The 13,651-nt window shown below is 71.4% G+C and carries 12 protein-coding genes and 1 other RNA gene; 3 read left to right on the forward strand and 10 right to left on the reverse strand.

Annotated elements, in window-relative coordinates:
- Positions 1–101 precede the first annotated feature (101 nt).
- The 3 genes from rnpB to OG306_RS10610 form a co-directional block, all read right to left on the reverse strand.
- An RNA gene (rnpB, locus tag OG306_RS10600) (RNase P RNA component class A) lies at positions 102–503 on the reverse strand.
- A 54-nt stretch (positions 504–557) separates the two neighbouring features.
- Entirely contained in the window at positions 558–1,127 is a 570-nt protein-coding gene (locus tag OG306_RS10605) for a Uma2 family endonuclease (protein WP_266752152.1), read from the reverse strand.
- 202 nt (positions 1,128–1,329) lie between these two features.
- Positions 1,330–2,772, reverse strand: coding sequence for an RNB domain-containing ribonuclease (locus OG306_RS10610; RefSeq protein WP_266745852.1), 1,443 nt, complete (start codon positions 2,770–2,772; stop codon positions 1,330–1,332).
- 179 nt (positions 2,773–2,951) lie between these two features.
- Here OG306_RS10610 and yaaA point away from each other — a divergent pair, with 179 nt between their 5' ends.
- Both yaaA and eda read left to right on the forward strand, forming a co-directional pair.
- Positions 2,952–3,752, forward strand: a complete 801-nt coding sequence (yaaA, locus tag OG306_RS10615; protein WP_266745853.1) for a peroxide stress protein YaaA — start codon at positions 2,952–2,954, stop codon at positions 3,750–3,752.
- 125 nt (positions 3,753–3,877) lie between these two features.
- Positions 3,878–4,498: a bifunctional 4-hydroxy-2-oxoglutarate aldolase/2-dehydro-3-deoxy-phosphogluconate aldolase gene (eda, locus tag OG306_RS10620; protein ID WP_266745854.1), complete on the forward strand. Its 621-nt coding sequence runs from the start codon at positions 3,878–3,880 to the stop codon at positions 4,496–4,498.
- A 111-nt stretch (positions 4,499–4,609) separates the two neighbouring features.
- Here the strand turns inward: eda and OG306_RS10625 are convergent, their stop codons facing one another.
- From OG306_RS10625 to OG306_RS10640, 4 genes are all read right to left on the reverse strand, one after another.
- Positions 4,610–5,890 (reverse strand): bifunctional RNase H/acid phosphatase, encoded by a 1,281-nt coding sequence (locus OG306_RS10625; protein ID WP_266745855.1) that lies wholly within the window; start codon positions 5,888–5,890, stop codon positions 4,610–4,612.
- A complete protein-coding gene (locus OG306_RS10630; RefSeq protein WP_266752153.1) occupies positions 5,890–6,633 on the reverse strand; it encodes a zinc ribbon domain-containing protein in 744 nt (247 codons plus the stop codon). The genes OG306_RS10625 and OG306_RS10630 overlap by 1 nt, the downstream gene beginning before the upstream one ends.
- Complete coding sequence (locus OG306_RS10635; RefSeq protein WP_266745856.1) at positions 6,630–7,472, reverse strand: Nif3-like dinuclear metal center hexameric protein; 843 nt, start codon at positions 7,470–7,472, stop codon at positions 6,630–6,632. The genes OG306_RS10630 and OG306_RS10635 overlap by 4 nt, the downstream gene beginning before the upstream one ends.
- 152 nt (positions 7,473–7,624) lie before the next feature.
- Complete coding sequence (locus OG306_RS10640; protein ID WP_266745857.1) at positions 7,625–8,662, reverse strand: ABC transporter substrate-binding protein; 1,038 nt, start codon at positions 8,660–8,662, stop codon at positions 7,625–7,627.
- A gap of 200 nt (positions 8,663–8,862) precedes the next feature.
- On the opposite strand from OG306_RS10640, the gene OG306_RS10645 reads away from it, so the two are divergent.
- Positions 8,863–10,152: a hypothetical protein gene (locus OG306_RS10645; RefSeq protein ID WP_266745858.1), complete on the forward strand. Its 1,290-nt coding sequence runs from the start codon at positions 8,863–8,865 to the stop codon at positions 10,150–10,152.
- Between the two features lie 382 nt (positions 10,153–10,534).
- On the opposite strand, the gene OG306_RS10650 is transcribed toward OG306_RS10645, so the two are convergent.
- From OG306_RS10650 to OG306_RS10660, 3 genes are read right to left on the reverse strand one after another with little or no spacing between them, the layout of a single operon-like run.
- The gene (locus OG306_RS10650; RefSeq protein WP_266745859.1) at positions 10,535–11,488 is read right to left on the reverse strand and encodes a 3-oxoacyl-ACP reductase; all 954 of its coding nucleotides are present in this window, start codon (positions 11,486–11,488) and stop codon (positions 10,535–10,537) included.
- A 48-nt stretch (positions 11,489–11,536) separates the two neighbouring features.
- Complete coding sequence (locus OG306_RS10655; protein WP_266745860.1) at positions 11,537–12,613, reverse strand: Zn-dependent alcohol dehydrogenase; 1,077 nt, start codon at positions 12,611–12,613, stop codon at positions 11,537–11,539.
- A 43-nt stretch (positions 12,614–12,656) separates the two neighbouring features.
- On the reverse strand, positions 12,657–13,529 hold the full coding sequence (locus OG306_RS10660; protein ID WP_266745861.1) for a MaoC/PaaZ C-terminal domain-containing protein: 873 nt from the start codon (positions 13,527–13,529) through the stop codon (positions 12,657–12,659).
- Positions 13,530–13,651 lie beyond the last annotated feature (122 nt).

Genomic DNA, 13,651 nt, shown 5'->3' on the forward strand with positions numbered 1-13,651 from the left:
CATCCAGGTCGTTCGCCGCCCAGAGCGGCAAGCTACTGAAAGTCTGGAAAGGGCCTCCGACGCAGGTCAGAGGCCCTTCTCAAGGTAAAGTCACAGATAGGCAGACGAGTCGGGCTGTACGCCGGGTTCTGTCGCCCGGTCGCCTCGCGGCGGCCGGGGAGACGGCCATCCATCTAGGACCGGCATTGCTGCCGGCCTCGTGCGGTCTACCCGCGAACTCGGGCGGGCCGCCCTCGAATATTCGCGCAGGGCCGTCTCGCGACGGCCCCTCTTGACCTTGCTCCGGGTGGGGTTTACCTAGCCGCCTGAGTCACCTCAGGCGCTGGTGGTCTCTTACACCACCGTTTCACCCTTACCGAGAACCGAAGTCCCCGGCGGTCTGTTTTCTGTGGCACTGTCCCGCGGGTCACCCCGGGTGGCCGTTAGCCATCACCCTGCCCTGTGGAGCCCGGACGTTCCTCGGGGAGACCCGAAGATCCCCACGCGGCCGTCCGCCCGGCTCGTCTGCCGTGCCGACCATGCTACCCGCCTGGACGGGGCCGCCGGACGGGGCGGGCTCAGATGAATTCCTCGGTCTCCAGGTCGAAGGCGAATGGCGTCGGGAGAGTGAGCCGCTTACCGAACGGGATCGTGCAGTGCTGACGGTAGTCGTCCCCCTCCGGCTCGCTGAACAGCGTCACCGAGGACTGCTCACGGTCGACCAGGAGGTAGAGCGGGACGGGTCCGCGGGCGTAGCAGTGACGCTTGTCCGTGCGGTCGGCCCGGGGCTTGGACGAGGTGACCTCGACGACGAGAGCCACCCCCTCACACGGCATCCAGGGTTCGGCTCCCCGGTACAGACGCAGTTCGGTGGGGGCGAAGGTGCCGTCGGGAATGACGTGGTTCCTGGGACAGCGTCCGCCGCTCCTCAGCTTCAGTCCCTTGTTCCCGGAAAATCGCATCTTGGTGCGAGAGCGGGTGATCACTTGCTCCAGGATCACGCCGATGTAGTCCTCGTGGTCCCCGTCCGGCGGCGGCGTCACGACAATCTCCCCCTCGATCAGCTCGGCCCGGAAGCCCTCCGGCGTATCCAGCGCCAGGAAGCCCTCCAGCAGGACGTCCGCCTGCGTGAGCGGTTCGTGCGGCATGGCAGTCATGTCACGCCCCTTCCTCGGTCGCTCGCCAGATTGGGACATCGCTGGACCCGCCGTCCGTGAGATGGGAGTTCTTCCTTCGATCGTGGCACAGGAGGGGGCGGAGTTGTCAGATGCGGGCGGTTCGGCACCACCGCATCGGTCTGCTGCCCGGGCCCGGCAGGAGGCCGGGATCCGGGTGCCGTCGCCCCCGCGCTCACGCGGGGGCGAAGAGGACCTTCGCCGAGCCAGGGTCCGCCCGGGCGAGCCTGACCGGCAGCCGCTCCCCCAGGGGGAGCTTCGCCGTGCCGCCCTCGACGCGGGCGACGACGGCCGGGTCGTCGATGTGGATGGTGCCCGTGGTCGGCTCCTGCTCCGACACGTCGATCACGTACGCGTCGAAGACCTCACCGATCCGGTCCTTGAGGAGCGCGGCCTCGACCACGTCGACGCATTCGCGCTCCACCGTGTTGGCGCGCCTCGTTCCGTCCGCCATCTCCTTCGGCAGGCCGGGCAGCGCGGCGAGGACCCACTCGGGCGGGTCCTGTTCCGCGACGGCGGCGACGCACAGCTCGGCCGCGTACCGGTCGACGAGGCGGCGCAGCGGGGCGGTGCAGTGCGTGTAGAGGTCGGCGACGGCCGCGTGGACGGCGGGGGTGGGGAGTTCGCCGTGCGCGAAGACGGTGTAGCCGGCGCCGCGCAGGAGGGTGGTGCACTCCTGGAGGAACGCGGCGTGGGTGGTCCTCCTCGGGTCGAGGGAGCGGACGACCTCGGCGTACGGGACATGGTGCGGCCAGTCGACGTGCAGCGCCTCGGCCGAGCGCCGGAGCCGGGCCACGGCGCCGTCCGGGGCGACCGGGAGGGTCCGCAGGATGCCGGTACCGGTCTCCGTCATGAGGTGGGCGGCGGCCATGCCGGTCAGCAGGGAGATCTGGGCGTTCCAGCCGTAGGCAGGCAGCGGGGCGCGGTAGTCCAGGCCGTATGTGCCGTCGCGCGCGACGATCTCCTGCTCGGGCACATTGAGGGAGATTCCGCCACGGGCGACCTCCTGTTCCTCGCGGAGCCGTCCGATGTTCCGGAGCAGGGCCAGGGGCTCTTCGGCAGTGCCCGATTCGATCTGCCGCTGGACGCCCGCGTAGTCGAGTTTGGCGCGGCTGCGGACGAGGGCCCGGCGTACCGAGGTGGCGACGGTGGCGCCCTCGGCGTCGAGGTCGATCTGCCAGAGCAGGGCGGGGCGGGTCCGGCCGGGGAGGAGGCCGGCCGCGTCCTCGGAGAGCGAGGTGGGGTGGAGCGGCACCTGTCCGTCGGGGAAGTAGAGGGTCGTCACCCGGCGGTGGGCCTCGGTGTCGAGTGCGCCGCCGGGGTGTACGAAGGCGGCGACATCGGCGATGGCGCAGTGCACGCGGAAACCGTGACGGCGGCGTTCGAGGTGCATGGCCTGGTCGAGGTCGGTCGACGCGGGCGGGTCGATGGTGAAGAACGGCAGGTCCGTCGCGTCCCGATGGGCCGACACCGCCGGGGCGCCCGCCGCCTGTGCCGCTTCGGCGAGGACGTCGGGCGGGAAGCCGTCGGGCACGCCGAGTTCGGTACGCAGTTTGCGCAGGGCCGCCCTCAGCGGGGTGTCGGCCGGCCCGGTCATGTGGAGATGGCGGCGGGGCATGCACCGAGCGTATGGCGGGGCGGGGCGGGCGGCATCCTGGGTGGCGGCCGGGCGTGGGGCCGCTGTCCGGCCCCGATCCGCCGGGACCGGCCCCGATGGCGGTGCCGGCGGCCCCCGTACGCTGGTGCGCGGGCCTTCTCGGCCCGTCTGCCTGTGCGTACGTACGAAGGAGAACCGCCGTGCTCGTGCTGTTGCCGCCCTCCGAAGGAAAGGCCGCGTCGGGGCGCGGAGCACCCTTGAAGCCGGAGTCGCTGTCGCTGCCGGGGCTGGCCGCGGCGCGGGCCGCGGTCCTCGACGAGCTGGTCGAACTGTGCACGGCGGACGAGGAGAAGGCCCGTGAGGTGCTCGGGCTGAGCGAGGGGCTGCGCGGCGAGATCGCGAAGAACGTCGAGCTGCGGACGGCGGGGACGCGTCCGGCCGGGGAGATCTACACGGGAGTGCTGTACGACGCCCTCGGTCTGGCTTCGCTGGACGCGGCGGCCAAACGGCGGGCCGGAAAGGCGTTGCTGGTCTTCTCCGGGCTGTGGGGCGCCGTACGGGTGGGCGACCGGATTCCTTCGTACCGCTGCTCGATGGGGGTGAAGCTGCCGGGGCTCGGCGCGCTCGGCGCGTACTGGCGCGACCCGATGGCAGCGGTCCTGCCGGAGGCGGCCGGGGACGGACTGGTCCTGGACCTGCGGTCGTCCGCGTACACCGCGGCCTGGAAGCCGAAGGGTGAGGTGGCGGAGCGCACGGCGAGCGTGCGGGTGCTGCATGCCCAGATGGTGGACGGGGTCGAGAAGCGGTCCGTGGTCAGCCACTTCAACAAGGCGACGAAGGGTCGGATGGTCCGCGATCTGCTGCTGGCGGGCGCCCGGCCGAAGGGGCCCGCGGAGCTGGTGGAGACCTTGCGGGAGCTCGGGTACGTGGTGGAGGCCGAGGCTCCCGCGCGGGCCGGGCGGGCGTGGTCGGTCGATGTCGTGGTGACCGAGATCCACTGAGCCGGAGGGCTCGATTGTGTCGCGGCACGCTGCGGTCCGCTGCGGCAGGCTGCGGCACGCCACAGCGCGTTGCATCATACGCAACGGTCATTGCGTAGCGTGCTTGCGCGCGGCAAGATGAGCGCATGACCCCCTCTGTGCTGGACCTTGCCCCCGTCGTGCCCGTTGTCGTTCTGGAGGATGCCGCCGACGCGGTGCCGCTCGCCCGGGCCCTGGTCGCGGGCGGGCTCCCGGCCATCGAGGTGACACTGCGCACCGCCGCGGCACTGGACGCGATCAGGGCGATCGCGGCCGAGGTGCCGGACGCGGTGGTCGGCGCGGGCACGGTGATCTCCGTACGGAACGTCTCCGACACCGTCGCTGCGGGCGCCCGGTTCCTGGTGAGCCCCGGCTGGACGGAGACGCTGCTGGACGCGATGAAGGCATCGGGGGTGCCGTTCCTGCCGGGCGTCTCGACGACGTCCGAGGTGGTGGCGCTGCTGGAGCGCGGGGTCACCGAGATGAAATTCTTCCCGGCCGAGGCAGCGGGTGGCACGGCGTATCTGAAGGCGCTCTCCTCGCCGCTGCCGCAGGCCCGGTTCTGCCCGACCGGCGGCATCTCCCTCGCCTCCGCGCCGTCCTATCTCGCACTGCCCAACGTCGGCTGTGTGGGCGGCAGTTGGATGGTGCCGGCGGATGCGGTGGCGGCGAAGGACTGGGCACGGGTGGAGCAGTTGGCGCGCGAGGCCGCGGCGCTGCGCGGCTGACGGGGGCAGTTGGCGGGGCCTGCATGAGGTGCCGGACGCGACGGTTCCAGGCACCCGGTGCCAGCCCCACGCCAAGTGCCGGACGCGACGGTTCCAGGCCCCCGCCGCCCCCTACCTCAGATGCGACGTGTCATTCAGCAGCCTGAGTGACACGTTCCCGTCCGAGTAGTACGCGACCGCGGACACCGAGGCCGCCGAGAGTTCCATCCGGAACATGGCTTCCGGCGGGGCGCCGAGCGCCAGGCGGACCAGGGTCTTGATCGGCGTCACATGGGTGACCAGGAGAACCGTGCGGCCCGCGTAACGGGCGGTGAGGCGGTCGCGGGTGGCCGCGACGCGGCGGGCCACCTCGGCGAAGCTCTCGCCGCCGCCGGTGGGGGCCGCCTTCGCGGAGGCGAGCCAGGCGTCCAGGTCGGGGCCGTAACGCTCGCGCACCTCGGCGAACGTCAGCCCCTCCCAGGCGCCGAAGTCCGTCTCTCGCAGACCGTCCTCGATCCGGACCTCCAGACCGAGCCGGGCCGCCACCGCGGCCGCCGTTTCGCGGCAGCGGCGCAGTGGGGAGCTGACGATCTCCTCGATCGTGCCGCGGGCGGCCAGCGACCGGGCGATGCGTTCGGCCTGGTCACGGCCGGTCGCCGAGAGTTCGGGGTCACTGCCGCCACTGCCCGAGAAACGCTTCTCGGGGGTGAGGGCCGTCTCGCCGTGCCGAAGCAGTACGAAGGTGGCGGGCGCGCCGAGGTCGGGCGCCGCGGCCCAGCCCACCTGGGGCGCGGCCGTGACTGCGGCCGGTGCCGTGCCCGTGGCGGCTCCCGGGCGGGCGGACATCGCCGCGCGGGCCTTCGCCGCGCCCGCCGCCGCGTCACCGGGCGGCCCGGAGACCGGTGGCAGGACGGCGGTCGTCGAGGGACGGGGGGTGTCGAGGGCGGCCGTCGAGGACGACGGTTCCCACTGCCTGCCGCGCTTGCCCGCGTCCATCGCCTCGTTGGCGAGCCGGTCCGCGTGCTTGTTCTGCTCGCGCGGGATCCACTCGTACGTGACGGCGGAGGCCGGCAGGATCCTGGCGGCCTCCGCCGCGAGCGGCTTCATGTCGGGGTGCTTGATCTTCCAGCGGCCCGACATCTGTTCCACGACCAGCTTGGAGTCCATCCGGACCCGCACCCGGAGCGCGCCGTCCGCCGAGGCGTCCGGCAGCAGCGCCTTCGCCGCCTTCAGGCCGGCGATGAGGCCCTTGTACTCGGCGACGTTGTTCGTCGCGACGCCGATGTACTCGGCGGCCTCGGCAAGGGTCTCCCCCGTCACCGGGTCGATGACGACCGCACCGTAACCGGCGGGCCCCGGGTTGCCCCGGGAACCGCCGTCGGCCTCGATGACGAGCTGGCGCGACTGGGTCATTACAGGCCCGAATCCGCCGTACGGACCAGGATGCGGCGGCAGTTCTCGCAGCGCAGGACGGTGTCCGGGGAGGCTGCCTTCACATCGTTGACCTCGGTGATGTTCAGTTCGAGACGGCAGCCCTCGCAGCGGCGCTGGTAGAGGCGGGCCGCGCCGACCCCGCCCTGCTGGACGCGGAGCTTGTCGTACAGCTTCAGCAGGTCCGCGGGGACGGAACCGGCGACGAGCTCGCGCTCCCGGGTGACGGTCGCGGCCTCCTCGTCGAGCTCCTTGGTCGCGGCGTCGCGACGGGCAATCGCGTCGTCGGCCTTGGCCTGGACCGCGGAGACCCGGTCGGACAGCTCGGTGACGCGCTCCTGGGCGGACTCGCGGCGCTCCATCACTTCGAGGACGACGTCCTCCAGGTCGCCCTGGCGCTTGGCCAGCGAGGCGATCTCGCGCTGGAGGCTCTCCAGGTCCTTCGGCGAGGCGACCGCACCCGAGTCGAGGCGCTGCTGGTCACGGGCGGCGCGCTGGCGCACCTGGTCGACGTCCTGTTCCGCCTTGATCTGCTCGCGGGCGGTGTCGCTCTCCTCGGTCTGCGAGGCGACCAGCAGGTCGCGCAGTTGCGCGAGGTCGCTGGTGAGCGACTCGATCTCGGCGTGCTCGGGCAGCGACTTGCGGCGGTGCGCAAGCTGCGACAGACGTACGTCGAAGGCCTGGACATCGAGGAGTCGGATCTGGTCGGCGGGCGCGGCGTTCAGTTGGGGGCTCCAGAAGAGTGGTGGGTGGTGGTGGTCCAGGGGTCGGTGACCTGCTTCGAGACATGGACCCGCAGGCCCCATCCGTGGCGGTCGGAAATCGCGTCGAGCTGCGCCGCTGCCTGTTCGCACCAGGGCCACTCGGTGGCCCAGTGTGCGGCGTCGATCAGGCCGAGCGGGGAGTGCTGGATGGCTTCGGAGGCCGGGTGGTGGCGCAGGTCGGCGGTGAGGAAGGCATCGACGCCCGCGGCGCGCACCGCGTCGAAGAGGCTGTCGCCGGAGCCGCCGCTGACCGCGACGGTACGCACCGTCGCCGCGGGGTCGCCCGCGAGCCGGATGCCCTGCGCGGTGGCGGGCAGCCGGGCGGCGGCGCGGGCAGCAAAGTCGGCCAGGCTCTCGGGATGGTCGAGCGCACAGATCCGGCCAAGGCCGCGACGGCCCTTGGGGTCGGTGGGATCCGGTACGAGGGGCCCCTCGACGCGCAGGTCGAGCGCACCGGCGAGGGCGTCACAGACGCCGGGGTCGGCGGTGTCGGCGTTGGTGTGGGCGACGTGCAGCGCGACGTCGTGCCTGATGAGGGTGTGCACGACCCGGCCCTTGAAGGTGTCGGCCGCGACCGTCGTCGTACCCCGCAGATAGAGGGGGTGGTGGGTGACGATCAGCTGGGCGCCGAGCCTGAGTGCCTCGTCGACGATCTCGTGGACGGGGTCGACGGCGAAGAGGACCCGGTCGATGCGCGAGGCGGGGTCGCCGCAGACGGTACCGACCGCGTCCCAGCCCTCGGCCCGCTCGGGCGGCCAGAGAGCGTCGAGCTCGGCGATGACTTCGGACAGACGGGGCACAAGGAAAAGGCTACCTGCCCTTCGTGCCCCGTCGCCCATGGCTTCCGCGACCCGTACGGACGGGCCACGGTGTGCGAAGAATCGTTACGGCCTGATCCACTCGCCATCGTGCACCAGGTTGTCACTTCACGAGGTCGTTGACGACCGGATCGTTACTTCACGAGGTCGGCGCGGAGGTCGTCGAGGACCAGGTTCGCGGCCGTGACACCGAGGCCGAGGTACCAGGTCTCGTCGGAGACGTCCTTGGCCCGGCCGTCCTTGACCGCCTTGAGGTTCTTCCACAGCGGGTTGGACTGGGTGGTGTCGCGCTTGGTGGCCTTCACGTCGCCGTAGACGCCGGTGAAGATCCAGTCGGCGTCGGCCTCGTCGATCTTCTCCGGGCTGATCTCCGCGGCGAGGTCGTCGATCTGCTGGTTCTTGGGCCGCGGCAGGCCGACGTCCTCGAGGATGGTGCCGATGAAGGACGCCTTGGCGTAGAGGCGGATGCGGTCCGGGAGGTAGCGGACCATGGAGATGGTCGGCTTGTCCGGGCCGATGTCCTCACCGAGCTTCTTCGCCTTCGCCTCGTAGGCGTCGAGCTCGCTCTTCGCCTTGGCGGTCCTGTCCAGCGCCGCCGCGTTGAGGAGGTAGTTCTCCTTCCAGGTGAAGCCCGGGCGGATGGAGAACACGGTCGGTGCGATCTTGGAGAGGGCGTCGTACTTGTCGGCGGCGCGGAGCTGGCTGCCGAGGATCAGGTCGGGCTTCAGGCCGGCGATGGCTTCGAGGTTGAGGTTGTTGATCGTGCCGACGTTCTTGGGGTTGCCCGCGTCCTTCTTCAGGTACGAGGGGATGGCCGCGTCGCCCTCGGAGGGGGCGTAACCGACCGGCTTCACGCCGAGCGAGACGACGTTGTCGAACTCGCCGACGTCCAGCACGACGACGCGCTTGGGGGCAGACTTGATCTCCGTCTTGCCCATGGCGTGGGTGAGGGTACGGGGGAACTGGCCGGCCTTGGCGTCCGTCCCGTACGCCGCCGTCTTCTTCGCGGCGTCGCCGAAGTCCTTGCCGCCGGTCGCGACGGCCGCCTTCTTGTCGCCGCCGGACTTGGCCGAGTCGCCCGATCCTGCGTCATCGCTCCCGCAGGCGGAGAGGGAAAGGGCGGCGGCCACTGCCAGGCCGACTGCGGCGGTACCGCGGCGACGAAGGGACATCACTTGCTCCAGATCGAAGGTCACAACCAGGACTGCTTAGGACTGCCTAACCTTACCTATTCGGTTTCACGTCCAGCACAGGTACCCCCTCGCCCTCAGGCGAACCCCGGCATCACCACCCTTATGTGTGAAGTGACCGGTCTCGTGTTGTTCGGCAGGAAGTGCGAAAACTAGCTTCGGTTGCCGGAGGTGACCAGTCCATGACTGCCTGTGCTATCGAGAACGAGACCGTGGGGGCGGCCGGGGATGCCGGAGACGCCGGAACCGCCGGAACCGCCGGAGACACGGTCCTGGGGGACGACGAGCCGGATGCGCCGGGTGAACCGGGTGCGCCCGACCGGGCGGCCCTCGTGCCGCCCGCCTTCACGATCGCGGCGGACGGTTCGTACGCGGCCCGGCTCGCCCGGCGCGACATCGGCGCGGCGGGCGAGCCGTCGCACGAGGCCGGGCAGGCGTGGTTCGTGGAGCGCTGGACGCTCGACGGGCACGAGCCGTACGCCGTGCCGCTCCCCCTCGACCAGCCGGAGGAGCCGGACTCGGATGTGCTGCCGCTGGCCGACGGGCGCGTACTGATCCGGCGCCGGGTCGCGGACCGGCATGCGTTCTCGTTGCTGTACCCGACCGGTCCCGGAACTGGTGAACTGCCGCTCGGCGCCCTCGGATGCGCGGATCCGACCCTGCTGCCGCCGTCGCCGGACGGCCGGTGCGCGTACGCCCTGTCGGTCGGTGCGCGCTCCACCGCCGTCTGGCGAGTGGCGGGCGGCGCCTTCGGCCCCGAGCAGGTCGCCGAGGTGCCCGGGCGCTGCTCCGGCGGGGTCTGGCTGGACCGGGCGGGTCGGCTGCTGGCCCTGGACCGGGAGCTGCCGGGCGGCGGGCCGGTCAAGGCGGTCGCCGTGGACCTGGAGCGGGGCGGCGAGGTGACACCGCTGCTGCAGATCGCGCCGGGGAGCAACGACCGGCTGCTGCTCGCCGACGTGGACAGCGGTCTGCTGCTGATCCGCTCGGACGCGCCGGGGCACGACCGGCTCGGGTGGGGGGTGCTGGGCAGCTGTCTGCCGGTGCGTTTCCCGGAGTGTCTGCGTCCGGCGGATGTCGCGGTGACGCCGTTCGCCGTACAGCCGGGGCAGATGCTGATGCCGGAGAGCTGTGCGGTGGCCTTAAGGATCGACGGGGCGGCGGGCAGCTGGCTCGGGGTGTGGCGGCCGGCGGGGCGCCGGCTGCATCAACTCGCCGCCCCCGAGGGGTGGCAGGCCGGTCGCGGGGTATGGACCCGGGACGGGGTGCTCAGACTTCCGTACGCCAACGAGAACGTGGCGTGCGGGGTGGCACTGCTGGAGGCACCGGTGGACGGGGAACACGGCGATCGGCCGTCGGCGGATCCGGCCGCGGAAAGCGGTATGCAACCATCCGCTGCCGCTGCGCCTCTTCCAGTGTGCAAGCCGATTCCCCTGGGGCAGGCGCCTCTCATGGGGCGGCCGGTGCCTGGCTAGAATCCTGGGCCTGGGCTACGCAGCCGTACTTCTCGGTCGCTGTAGGTGACCGTGTGGTGTTGCGGTGGCGTGATCGGCCCTGGCGACACACACGTAAGCGATCACGACGGGGTGACTTCCCACATGTCTGAAGCCCGAACCGACACGACCCAGACGCGCCCGCCGGGGGCGGACGCGGAACGGGCCGAAGCCGGCGGCGCCGGAAAGCACCGAGGGGGTGTCGCGACGGACGACACCGCAGCACAGCCGCACGGCCGTCACCGACGCCCCCACGAAGGGGACAACCGGGCGGCCTGACCGCGCGGAACATCAACGAGGGACGGGTGGGCCCCGGCAGCCGATCGGCTGCCGGGGCCCACCGGTGTCCCTTTGCCCCTTGCGGTCAGCCCCGTTTCAGACCGAGCACCTCCGCCGCGGCGAACGTCTCGTTCGGCGGGCGGTCCTCGTAGTACGGGGAGATCAGCGCGTCGAGTTCGTCGAAGGAGAACGTCTCCTTCGACGAGTCGAACTTCGCGGCCACCCTGGGGCGTTCGACGATCGCGACCATCCCGCCGTGCACGACGAGCAGCTGCCCGTTGACCTTGGCGGCCGCCGGGGAGGCCAGGTAGCCGACCAGCGGCGAGACGTGCTCGGGGGCGAGCGCGTCGAGCCGGCCGTCCGCCGGTTCCTGGAAGCCGGCGAAGACGTCCTGGGTCATCCGGGTGCGGGCCCGCGGGCAGATGGCGTTGGCGGTCACGCCGTACTTGGCCAGGGCCAGGGCCGTGGAGGTGGTGAGGCCGACGATGCCGCCCTTGGCCGCCGCGTAGTTCGGCTGGCCCGCCGAGCCGGCCAGGAACGCCTCCGAGGAGGTGTTGACGATCCGCCCGTAGACCGGGCCGCCGGACTCCTTGGAGCGGGCCCGCCAGTGGGACGCGGCGAAGTGGGTGGTGTTGAAGTGGCCCTTGAGGTGGACCCTGATGACGGAGTCCCATTCGTCCTCGGTCATCGAGAACACCATCCGGTCGCGCAGGATGCCCGCGTTGTTGACCAGGATGTCGAGCTTTCCGTACGTGTCGACGGCCAGCTCCACCAGTTCGCGGGCCTGCGCGTGGTCGGAGACGTCGCCGAGGTGCGCGACCGCCCGGCCGCCCGCCGCCCGGATCTGCGCGGCGACCTCCTCGGCGGGGGTCGCGGACGCCTCGCCGGAGCCGTCGCGGCCCGGCTGCCCGTAGTCGTTGACGACGACGGACGCGCCGAGCCCCGCCAGTTCCAGCGCTTCGGCGCGTCCGAGGCCGCGGCCCGCGCCCGTGACGATCGCCGACATGCCGTCCAGGGGACGTGACAGGGGAAGTGACATCGGAATCTCGGAGCCTCTCAGGAGGGATCGGGGGCACGGGTGAGGCCGTCAGAGTTCGATGCAGGTGCGCAGCGACTCGCCGGTCCTCATCTGGTCGAGGGCGTCGTTGATGCCGTCGAGCCGCACCCGGTGGGTGATCATCGATTCGAGGTCGATGCGGCCGGCCCGCCAGAGCGCGATGGCCCGTTCGTACGAGCGGAGCACGTCCCCTCCCCCGTACATGGAGGGCAGGATCCGCTTCTCGTCGAAGAACAGCTCGAACATGTTGACCTGGAAGTTGTCGTCCATGGCGCCCGCACCGACGACGCAGAGGGTGCCGCCGCGCCGGGTGTTCTCGTACGCCGTGCGGGCGGTGGCCGACTTGCCGACGACCTCGAAGACGTAGTCGAAGCCCTCGCCCGCGGTGATCCGCTGCTTGGCGTCGGCGAACTCGTCCGGGGACACCGCCTCCGTCGCGCCGAACCGCAGGGCCGCCTCGCGCCGGGACGCGACCGGGTCCACGGCCACGATCTGCGCGGCGCCCTGCACCCTGGCGCCCTGGATGGTGGAGATGCCGACGCCGCCGCAGCCGATCACGGCGACCGACGAACCGGCTTCCACCTGTGCGGTGTTGATGGCCGCGCCGAGCCCGGTGGTCACCCCGCAGCCGATCAGCGCGGCGATCTCGAACGGCACGTCGTCGGGGATCGGCACGGCGCAGCCCGCGCCGACGACGACCTCCTCGGTGAAGGTGCCGGTGCCCGCGAAGCCGAAGACATCTCCCCCGGGGCGCTTGAAGTTGGGCGTGCCCGCGTTCATGAAGCCGGCCAGGCAGAGCTGGGTCTGGCCGCGTTTGCAGGACGGACAAGCCCCGCACGCGGGCAGCCAGCAGACCAGCACCCGGTCCCCCTCGCTCAGCCCGGTGACGCCGTCGCCGACGTCCAGGACCTCGCCCGCGCCCTCGTGCCCCGGGATGAACGGGGCGGGCTGCGGCAGTACGCCGCTCATCGCGGAGACGTCGGAGTGACACAGTCCGGTGGCCCGGATGCGAAGCTTGACCTTGCCGGGACCGAAGCCCACTGCCTCGACGTCGTCGAGGACTTCGAGCTTGTCCTGGCCTATCTCGTGCAGTACGGCTGCGCGCATGGTGCGGCTCCCCTCATGGGCCTGTGGACCTCTTGGAGTTGATTCAGGAGTGTTCGACGAAGGTGTCACCGAGGACCACGGCGTTGTCCCGCTCGACGGCCCTCACCTCGACCCGCACCTCGTCCCCGCCGGTCCACATCTCGATGCGGAGGGTCTCGCCGGGGAAGACGACCCCGACGAACCGGGTGCGGTAGGAGCGGATACGGGTCACATCGCCACCGAGCACCGTGTCGGTGACGGCCTTGAGTGTCATGCCGTAGGTGCACAGCCCGTGCAGGATCGGCCGGTCGAAGCCGGCGAGCCTGGCGAACTCGGGGTCGGCGTGGAGCGGGTTCCAGTCCCCGGAGAGGCGGTACAGCAGCGCCTGGTCCGGGCGGATCGGACGCTCCACGATGTGGTTGGGGGCGATGGCGGGATGGACCATCCGCCCGGACGGGCCGCGCTCACCGCCGAAACCGCCCTCGCCCCGGACGAAGATCTGGGCGTCGTTGGTCCACAGCGGACCCTCGTCGTCGGCGGCCTCGGTACGCAGCACCAGTACGGCCGCCTTGCCCTTGTCGTACACCGCGGCGACCTTCGAGGTCTGTACGGCGCTGCCCTTCACGGGGATCGGCCGGTGCACCCGTACGCTCTGCGCGCCGTGCAGGACGTTGGCGAGGTCGACGTCGACGCCCGGCGAGGAGAGGCCGCCGACGACGCCCATGCCCGCACCCGCGACGGTGGCGAAGGAGGGCAGCACCTGGAGCCGGGACTCCAGGGTGTAGCGCAGCTCTCCGGGGTCGGTGGCCGGGTCGGCCCGGACCGGATCGGCACCCGCGCCGATCCCCAGGTGGTAGAGCTGGACGTCCTTGTGGTCCCAGCTGATCCGGGTGGACCGGGGTTCGGCGGCAACAGCCTTTTCGGCATCAATGGGCATGGGGAAGCTGCTCCTTGATGGTGGGAAGACCTCGGCGCGGCCGTCCGCACCGTCGGCCGCACCGAGGTCGTGCGGGACCGGCCGCCACGCCCGTTCTAGAACGCGTTCTAGCCGATGACCCC

The organism is Streptomyces sp. NBC_01241, from assembly GCF_041435435.1.
Lineage (GTDB): Bacteria > Actinomycetota > Actinomycetes > Streptomycetales > Streptomycetaceae > Streptomyces.

Bases quoted from the DNA above. Each gene is read 5' to 3' on its own strand.
- OG306_RS10605 (WP_266752152.1), bottom strand. From the start codon at position 1,127: ATGCCGCACGAACCGCTCACGCAGGCGGACGTCCTGCTGGAGGGCTTC.
- OG306_RS10610 (WP_266745852.1), bottom strand. From the start codon at position 2,772: ATGCCCCGCCGCCATCTCCACATGACCGGGCCGGCCGACACCCCGCTG.
- eda (WP_266745854.1), top strand. From the start codon at position 3,878: ATGACCCCCTCTGTGCTGGACCTTGCCCCCGTCGTGCCCGTTGTCGTT.
- OG306_RS10625 (WP_266745855.1), bottom strand. From the start codon at position 5,890: ATGACCCAGTCGCGCCAGCTCGTCATCGAGGCCGACGGCGGTTCCCGG.
- OG306_RS10640 (WP_266745857.1), bottom strand. From the start codon at position 8,662: ATGTCCCTTCGTCGCCGCGGTACCGCCGCAGTCGGCCTGGCAGTGGCC.
- OG306_RS10645 (WP_266745858.1), top strand. From the start codon at position 8,863: ATGACTGCCTGTGCTATCGAGAACGAGACCGTGGGGGCGGCCGGGGAT.
- OG306_RS10650 (WP_266745859.1), bottom strand. From the start codon at position 11,488: ATGTCACTTCCCCTGTCACGTCCCCTGGACGGCATGTCGGCGATCGTC.
- OG306_RS10655 (WP_266745860.1), bottom strand. From the start codon at position 12,613: ATGCGCGCAGCCGTACTGCACGAGATAGGCCAGGACAAGCTCGAAGTC.
- OG306_RS10660 (WP_266745861.1), bottom strand. From the start codon at position 13,529: ATGCCCATTGATGCCGAAAAGGCTGTTGCCGCCGAACCCCGGTCCACC.